The sequence below is a fragment of the Frankia sp. CcWB2 genome (assembly GCF_977927585.1).
On the sequence record NZ_CDWRCM010000196.1, the window covers coordinates 1 to 8,035 of the forward strand.

Sequence of the window (8,035 nt, forward strand, 5' to 3'; positions counted from 1 at the left end):
GATCCGACCCGGCCAGCTTGATCGGAAACCAGGCCGGTCAACGCATCAAAACCCCATGTGCGGAAGACAGAGCTAGACGCCGCACGCGCTCGCCGACGGGCTCAACCCGTTCCTGACGCACCACATCAACGTCCCCGACGGGGCCGACGTCCTGTGGAGCACACCCGTGCTCCTACTGGGCGCGCTGGCCGCACCGATCACGCTGCTGGGCGGCCCCGTGACCACGCTGACGGTGCTGCTGACCCTGGCGCCCGTGATCAGCGGATTCGCCCTGTTCTGGGTGCTGCGCCGATGGGTACGCCCGGGACCGGCGGCGCTGGCCGGCCTGCTGTACGGCTTCGGACCGTACATGATCGGCGCGTCCTACGGTCATCTGCATCTGACCTTCGCACCGTTCCCGCCGGTTCTCCTGCTACTCCTCGACGATCTCGTGGTCCGCGGGCGGGGGCCGCGGCGCACCGGCGTCCTGCTCGGTCTGGCGATCACCGCCCAGGCGCTGATCGGCGAGGAGCTGCTCGCCACATCCGCGCTGGCAGCCACGTTCGGTCTTGTGATCCTCGCCGTACATCATCGCGATCGGATCCGATCGCGGCTACGACCGGCCCTGACCGGCCTCGCCACGGCCGGCGGAGTCGCCGCGGCCGCGCTCGCCTGGCCGCTGGGCACCCAGTTCCTGGGTGCCCAGCGGATCCACGGCTCGATCCAACCCGATGGAATCGCCGTGACGGATCTGCTGACCTTCGTCACGCCGACGCCGATGCAGGCCGTCGCCCCGGACGACGCGCTGCGCCACAGCCTCGGTTTCACGGGGAACGCGGTCGAGGTCAGCGGTTATCTGGGCGCTCCACTGATCGTCCTGATCATCGTGGTCGTCATGGTCGTCGTCACGACGGGTGGTGCGCGCCGGCCTCCGCTGGTCGGGGTGTTCGCTCCCCTCGGCGTGGTCATGGCCGTGCTCTCCCTCGGCGGTCACCTGCATGTCGACGGCCGGGACACCGGCGTTCCCCTCCCGTGGCTGCCCCTTCAGCACGTGCCGGTGCTCGGGAACGCGTTGCCCTCCCGCCTGGCGTTATACGTGATGATGTGCGCGGCCATCGTGGTGGCGACCGGGCTCGACCGGCTGCCGTCGAACCGGACGGCGCCCGCCGACCTGGACCCCGGACGGGGGATCCCCGCTCGGGCCCGGACCAGGACCGTCCGGGTGGGAGCCGGCGTGCTGACACTCTCTGCCCTGGTGGCACTCGTCCCCGCCCCGATGCTCACCACGTCGATGACGACGCCCGCGTTCTTCACTGGTGACGGGGTGACCCTGATTCCGGAGGGTGCCACCGCACTCGTCGTCCCCTTTCCCCATCCCCAGAACGCCGAGGCCATGCTGTGGCAAGCCAGGGCGAACTTCCGGTTCGTCATCCCCGGCTGCTACTGCACCGTCCCCGGGCCCGACGGCCGGGCGGCGTTGCACAGCCCGCCGGACGCGCTGACGTCCGCCCTCATCGACATCGACAACGGCGCGACGACCGCCGCTGCCATGTCGGGATCGCCGCGGCTCCGGGCGGCCTACAAACGGCTGGCCCCGGACGCCGTCGTGCTGGGACCGGCGCGACGGACCGCCGAGCTACGCACGCTGCTGCGCGAACTCGTCGGCGTGGCTCCCCGCCGCGTCGGCGGAGTCGACCTGTGGCTCCCAGGCCGGGAAGCCGGACGTTGACCTCGCCACCGGTGACCCCGTGTCGTCCACCGGACAAGCCCGAAGGCCCGCAGGGAATCGCACCCCGGAAGCGTTTCCGAGAAGCTGGCAGCCGGGCGCTTTACCACCGCACCCCGGCCGTGAACCTGCTCTGCCGATTCCTCTACGATTTCCCGCATTCCGCGACCATGGTCGTCAGTGATCCACATCCCAGAGCGGAGGATGCGCGGTGTCGACGGACCAACCGGCCGGGTCCCGGCCGGAAAGGCTGACCCGACGGCAACGCCTCACCGTGGTGATCGGTGTGGTTCTCGCCGTCGCCGTCGTCACTTCGGTCGTTGCCACGTCCGATCGTTCCAGGGCGGCCGCCTGGCCGCCGGCGGGCCGATCCGCCTGTGCTTCGGTACAGATCTTCACCGGCAACGTCGGGTCACCCTATAATCAGTTTGCCCGGGTACTGCGGACCCGGTTGCAAGCCGCCCCGGAACACTTCGACGTGGACGTCGTGGAAACAGCGGGTTCCACGGAGAACATCTATGACCTGGAATCACCCGACAGCCGCGTCTGCGGGTTGGCGATCGCGCAGCTCAACACGACGGTCGACGCGGCGGAGGGGGTCAACCAGTTCGATCCGAACCGCGGTGGCCACCCGGTGGCGGGTCTGCGCACCCTCGGCCCCATCCATCAGGACCTGCTGCACGTGATCGTGCGCGGCCCCACCAGCAGGTCGGATGACGTCGACATCACCCGCTTCGCCGATCTCTGCCATCGACCCATCGCCGCCGGCCGGCCGGGATCGGGGGTCCGGCAGATCAGCGAGGTGCTCCTGCGGGTGGCCCTGTCCGAGGACTGCCGCGGCGAGCTGGACGAATCCTCCATCGACGAGGCCCTGCGCCGCCTGTCCGCCGGGAAGGTGGACGCGGTGGTCTGGGCGGGCGAAGCCGGAACCCGGCAGATCAAGAACGCCATCGCCGGTGGCGCCCGGCTGCGCCTGCTCGACCTGTCCAGCTACCAGGACGGCATCACCGCCGACTGGGACCAGTTCTACCGGTCCCGCGGGCACTTCTTCGCCGGGCCGGTCTTCGGCACCGGAAGCCTCGGGCCCGACGACTACCGGGAGATCCCGCCGGTCCGGACCGTCACAATCCCCAACGGCCTGCTCGCCCATGCGGACGCCGATCCGGTACTGGTCAGGCGGGCGACCGCCGAACTGTTCCGGGATCCGCAGGACTACGCAGAGGCGCTGTGGGGCGACAACCCCGGGGGACGGACGGTCCCGGACGCGCTGTCCGTCTACGAAGGACCGCTTTTCTGCTATATACCGTTGCATCGGGCCGCCACGGAATACTACGTTCAGAGATTCCGACGCCCACCGGGCTGTGGTGCGACGTGACAGCGCCACCAACGTGACAGCGCCGCCAAAGGCAGCGCCGCCGGGGACAGTGCTGCCGGGGACAGGGACGCTCGAGGACCAGCCGTGCTAAGACCACTGAACGACACCGACCCGCGGGTGATAGGGCCCTATCGCCTGCACAATCGCATCGGCGCCGGCGGCATGGGCGTTGTTTACCTGGGATTCGGGCCGGACGACCAGCCCGTCGCGGTAAAGGTGCCGCACGAGGTGCATGCCAGTGACCCCGAGTGCCGTGCCCGCTTCCGTTCCGAGGTCTCGGCTGCCCGGGACGTGCAGGCCGACACCGTCGCCCGGGTGATCAGGGCCGAGGTGGACGGGCCGAAGCCCTGGCTCGCGACCGAATACGTGGCGGGCCCCACCCTGCACGCCGCCGTCCAGGAGAGCGGCCCGCTCACGGGCCGCTCTCTGGATGGGCTCGCGATCGGTCTCGCCACGGCCCTCGAGGCGATCCACACCGCCGGCGTGGTGCATCGCGACCTCAAACCGGCGAACATCGTGATGTCCTGGGCCAGTCCCAAGGTCATCGACTTCGGGGTGGCCCGGTCGGCCGACTACACCGGCTACACCCAGGCGGGCGAACTCGTCGGGACCGTGGCCTGGATGGCCCCCGAGCAGATCAACGGCCAGCAGGCGGGATCGGCCGCGGACGTCTTCGCCTGGGGATGCTGCGTGGTCTTCGCCGCGACTGGGCGACGTCCCTTCCGCGGCGAGGCGCCGGAGATCGTGGCACTGCACATCAGCTCGACCGAGCCGGAGCTCGACGGCGTGCCCGAGCGGCTGCTCGGTCCCGTTCGCCGCGCCCTGACGAAGAACCCCGGGCACCGGCCCTCCGCCGGCGAGCTCGTCCGCCTGCTCACCCAGCGGCTCTCCCCCAGGGAGACGGCCGACGCCAGCAACGGCGTCCCCCCGGTCACGGCCGCGGAACCGAACCGCGAGCAGACCCGGCCGACCCCGAATCCCGGCCCGCCGGCAACCCCTCCCCCCAAACCCTCACCCGTCCCGACGCCGCCATTTCCCCCAGCCGGGCCCGCGCGTCCTTCGCGTCCTTCCCGTCCTTCACGTCCTTCACGTCCTTTCCGGTCCTCGTCACGGTCATCGGTCCTGACCGCGCTGCTCACCCTGACCGGTCTGGCCGCTGCGGCCGGGGTCTGGGCCGCTGGGACCGAGCGGACCGGCCATGCCGTCGTTGGACCGGTGGCCGCCACGATGATCGGCTTCATCTGCGGACAAATGACCTTCCTGAGTGACCGCCGGATCGGCGTCCTGACGACCGTGGCCGCGGCGGTGAGCGGGTCGGGGGCCGGTCTGCTGCTCGCGCGCGTCCTGGATGTCGACGAGCCGAATCGGGTACTGCTGTCGGTTGCCGGCGCCCTGATCGTCGCCACGGCCTTCGCGGGCGCCATGGCGCCGTCCCGGCCGGCCCCGGGGGTCGGCCCGGAACCGACGGGCCGGGCGGGCCGGGCGAGCCGGGGGGGTCACACCGGCTCCTGGAACTGACCCACCCGGCCTCCCACCCGAACACCGGTGGGGAAGCCGGCACGGACACCGCCGAGGCGACCCTGCGCCCGCCCGGCGCCGCGGCCCCCGGCCAGCGCCTCGTGCCGGAACGCCCCGACCCGTCCTGACCGACCCGCCCCCGGCCCAGCCCGGCCTCACCCGACCCGACCCCGGCCCGGGGTCACGCGGGTGCCCCGGTCCACGGGCTCCCGGCGAGCGGGCTGCCCGGCAGCGTCTCGATATTTCCGTCCACCTGGGAAGCTGTCCTGCGACAATGGAGGAAGCCAAGGGGGTGTCGTGGCTACCGTTCCGGTAGGCAACCGTATGGTGGCGGGCCGATACCGACTCGTCGCGCGGCTGGGTGCGGGTGCGATGGGGACGGTGTGGCGTGCCTTCGACTCCGTGCTGGAGACCGAGGCAGCCCTCAAGGAGATCGAGTTCGCCGGCGGAGTCGCCGAGGCCGAACGCGCGGACCGGGTCGAACGCGCCCTGCGGGAGGCGCGCCACGCGGCCAAGCTTCGCAGCCATCCGCATGTCGTCACCATCCTCGACGTGCTCTTGGAGAACGGCCTGCCCTGGATCGTGATGGAGCTCGTGCCGTCTCGGTCCCTGTTCGAGGTGGTCCGGTCCGACGGGCCCCTGCCCGTCGCCGAGGTCGCCCGGATCGGGACCGCGGTGCTCGACGCCCTCGTCGCGGCACGGGCGCATGGCATCGTTCACCGTGACGTCAAGCCGTCGAACGTCCTGATCGGGACCGACGGACGGGTCGTGCTCACCGACTTCGGCATCGCCACCGGCGACGGCGACCCGACCCTCACCGTCACCGGTGTCCTCGGGACCCCCCTTTACATGGCGCCGGAGCGGCTGAACAACCAGCCCGCCACCTTCGAGGCGGACCTGTTCAGCCTGGGCGGCACGCTGTACTTCGCCGTCGATGGCCGGCCGCCGTTCGAGCGGGACACGTTCGGCGCGATGCTCGCGGCCATCCTGCTGCACCCGCCCGCCCCGGCGCACCGGGCCGGCGAGCTGGCCGCGGTGCTCGACGGCCTGTTGGAGAAGGACCCCGGCCGGCGGATGACCCCGGCCCGGGCGCGCGAGCTGCTCACCCGGGCGGCCCGGGCCGATCCGCCGCGTCGGGCGGCCCACGTTGACGAGCTGTCCTGGCGTCCAGGGCCCACCGCCGGAGCGGCGCCCACCCAGGTGCCCAGCCAGGTGTCCGGCGGGCACGTCGATCCCGACGCGCCGCAGACCGGCTATCCCGCCGCCCCGATGGAGCTCACCGCGGTGGAGCAGGACGGCGCGGTCCTGCTCCGATGGGAACCGTCGGCCACGCAGGGCGCCTCCTACCGGGTGTCGCGTGTTCTCGTCGATCCCACGGCCCCCGGCGGCCGCCGCGAACGCAGCCTGGGCATCACCACGGCCACCGAGCTGTTCGACGCCGGCGTGCCCAGGGGCGTCCCGCACTGGCACGAGGTGGTCACCACGGTGTCCGGCGAATCCGGCCAGCTGCGGTCCGTACCGGTCCGCACCCCGACCCGCACGCTCTTCCCCCCCGTCACGGCGCTGCGGGCAAGTATGATCGACGACGCGGTCGCGCTGTCCTGGCGTCCGGTTCCGGGGCAGAGCTGCGTCATCATCGAACGGACCTTCGCCGAGACCTCCCCGCTGTCGGGCGCGAAGCGCCGGTTCCGCGGATCCGACGGCTATTTCCTCGACCAGGACACCGCACCCGGCGCGATCTACCGCTACCAGGTGTGGGTCGCCGGGGCGGACGCCTCGGATAGTCTCGCCGCCCCGTCGGGTGCCGCGGAGGTGCTGGTGCGGGTCGTCACACGGCCGCGCGCGGTGGTGGATCTGGAGGCCCATTCCACCCTGGGCGGCACCGTCCTGCGCTGGACGACCGTGCCCGGAGCGATCGTGCGGATCTACGTGACCGAGGTTCCCGAGCAGGCCGGGCTGGTCGGTACCGGCCCGTTCGGCCCGGCCGACCACGAGGTGGGCGTGGGCTCGCTGGAGGGCCGGGCCCGTCTTGTCGGGGAGAGCCGCCGCGGACGTCTCGTCGACCGCAACCCCACCGGCATGGTGGTGTACACGCCGGTCACCATCACCGAGGACCGCGCGGTGATCGGCGCGGCCGTCACCCATCACGCTTCGTAAACAGGCTCCGATCGTGACCTAACGCCCATCCCGAGCGGTGTGGCCGCGGGCCCGGGTGCCAGCATGGGTCACCGTGAAAAGTCCAGACAACATCGCCGGCAGCACCGGCACAATCGACAGCACCGACACCACCGGCCCGACCGACCGCACCAGCCCGAGCCACGCCGATCAGGACGGCTCCGCGCCGCTGCCAGCCTATGGCTACCGTGACATCGACCCGGGCACGGCCCGCCGGGCGAGCCGCTTCTACTGGGACGATGCCGCGGCGGACTACCAGTCGGAGCACGGCGCGTTCCTCGGCGACAGCGACTTCTGCTGGTGCCCGGAGGGACTGCGGGAGTCCGAGATCGGGTTGCTCGGCGACGTCGCCGGCAAGGTGGTCCTGGAAGTCGGCTGCGGCGGCGCGCAGTGCGCGCGCTGGCTGCGCGGGCAGGGCGCCCGGGTGGTGGGGTTCGACCTGTCCGGCGGTCAGCTGGACCAGGCCCGCGCGCTCGGGATCCGCACCGGTATCAACGTGCCACTCGTCCAGGCGGACGCCGCGGCGCTCCCGTTCGCGGCCGCCAGCGTGGACGTGGCCTGCTCGGCGTTCGGCGCGGTCCCGTTCGTCGCCGACAGTGGCACCGTGATGCGGGAAATCGCCCGGGTGCTGCGGCCGGGTGGCCGCTGGGTGTTCTCCACGACCCATCCGTTCGTCTGGTGCCTGCCGGATGACCCGGACGAGAACGGCCTGCGGGTCTTCCACAGCTACTTCGACCGACGCGCCTACACCGAGCACGACGAGCAGGGCACCGCGATCTACACCGAGACGCACCGCACGATGGGCGACCGGGTCCGCGAGATCGTCGCCGCGGGACTGATCCTGCTCGACGTCATCGAACCGGAATGGCCTCCCGGCCAGGAGCGGACCTGGGGGCAGTGGGGACCGATCCGGGGCAGGTACGTCCCCTCCACCTCAATCTTCGTAACTCAGCTCCCTTCCGGGGCATCGGGCGCCGATCAGTACGAATGCGGCGCACACCAGGCCACCGACTCAACGCGGCAACGGGCTGGCACACTATGCACACAACGCCCCAGGGTGCGGTGAGACGGCCCGATCCCCCCCGTTATGGTGAGCCCCGGATTCGCCGTTAGGGCCTGTTTGGGAAGTTCATCGGGGCAGCCATTCGTTGATCGCGGCGATGGTGGCTGGTGCTTCGTAGCGGACGGCTAGCTTATTGTAGCGGGTCGCGACCGCCCGGTGGCGTTTGAGCCGGTTGATGCCGCACTCCACGGCGTGGCGC

General features: G+C 71.4%; 5 protein-coding genes and 1 pseudogene. 5 read left to right on the plus strand and 1 reads right to left on the minus strand.

All coding sequences use genetic code 11. From position 1 onward, the window contains the following. The first annotated feature begins 166 nt into the window (after positions 1 to 166). The 5 genes from ACY45C_RS17700 (at position 167) to ACY45C_RS17720 (ending at position 7,839) form a co-directional block, all read left to right on the plus strand. On the plus strand, positions 167 to 1,708 hold the full coding sequence (locus ACY45C_RS17700) for a hypothetical protein (RefSeq protein ID WP_462188665.1): 1,542 nt from the start codon (positions 167 to 169) through the stop codon (positions 1,706 to 1,708). Between the two features lie 208 nt (positions 1,709 to 1,916). Further along, the gene (locus ACY45C_RS17705) at positions 1,917 to 3,080 is read left to right on the plus strand and encodes a TAXI family TRAP transporter solute-binding subunit (protein ID WP_462188666.1); all 1,164 of its coding nucleotides are present in this window, start codon (positions 1,917 to 1,919) and stop codon (positions 3,078 to 3,080) included. 84 nt (positions 3,081 to 3,164) lie between these two features. Further along, positions 3,165 to 4,598, plus strand: a complete 1,434-nt coding sequence (locus ACY45C_RS17710; protein WP_462188667.1) for a serine/threonine-protein kinase — start codon at positions 3,165 to 3,167, stop codon at positions 4,596 to 4,598. A gap of 297 nt (positions 4,599 to 4,895) precedes the next feature. Continuing rightward, the gene (locus ACY45C_RS17715) at positions 4,896 to 6,755 is read left to right on the plus strand and encodes a protein kinase domain-containing protein (RefSeq protein ID WP_462188668.1); all 1,860 of its coding nucleotides are present in this window, start codon (positions 4,896 to 4,898) and stop codon (positions 6,753 to 6,755) included. Positions 6,756 to 6,828: 73 nt separating this feature from the next. Next, on the plus strand, positions 6,829 to 7,839 hold the full coding sequence (locus ACY45C_RS17720) for a class I SAM-dependent methyltransferase (protein WP_462188669.1): 1,011 nt from the start codon (positions 6,829 to 6,831) through the stop codon (positions 7,837 to 7,839). Between the two features lie 63 nt (positions 7,840 to 7,902). On the opposite strand, the pseudogene ACY45C_RS17725 reads toward ACY45C_RS17720, so the two are convergent. Next, positions 7,903 to 8,035 (minus strand): annotated as a pseudogene (locus tag ACY45C_RS17725) (IS5 family transposase); the annotation flags it as partial.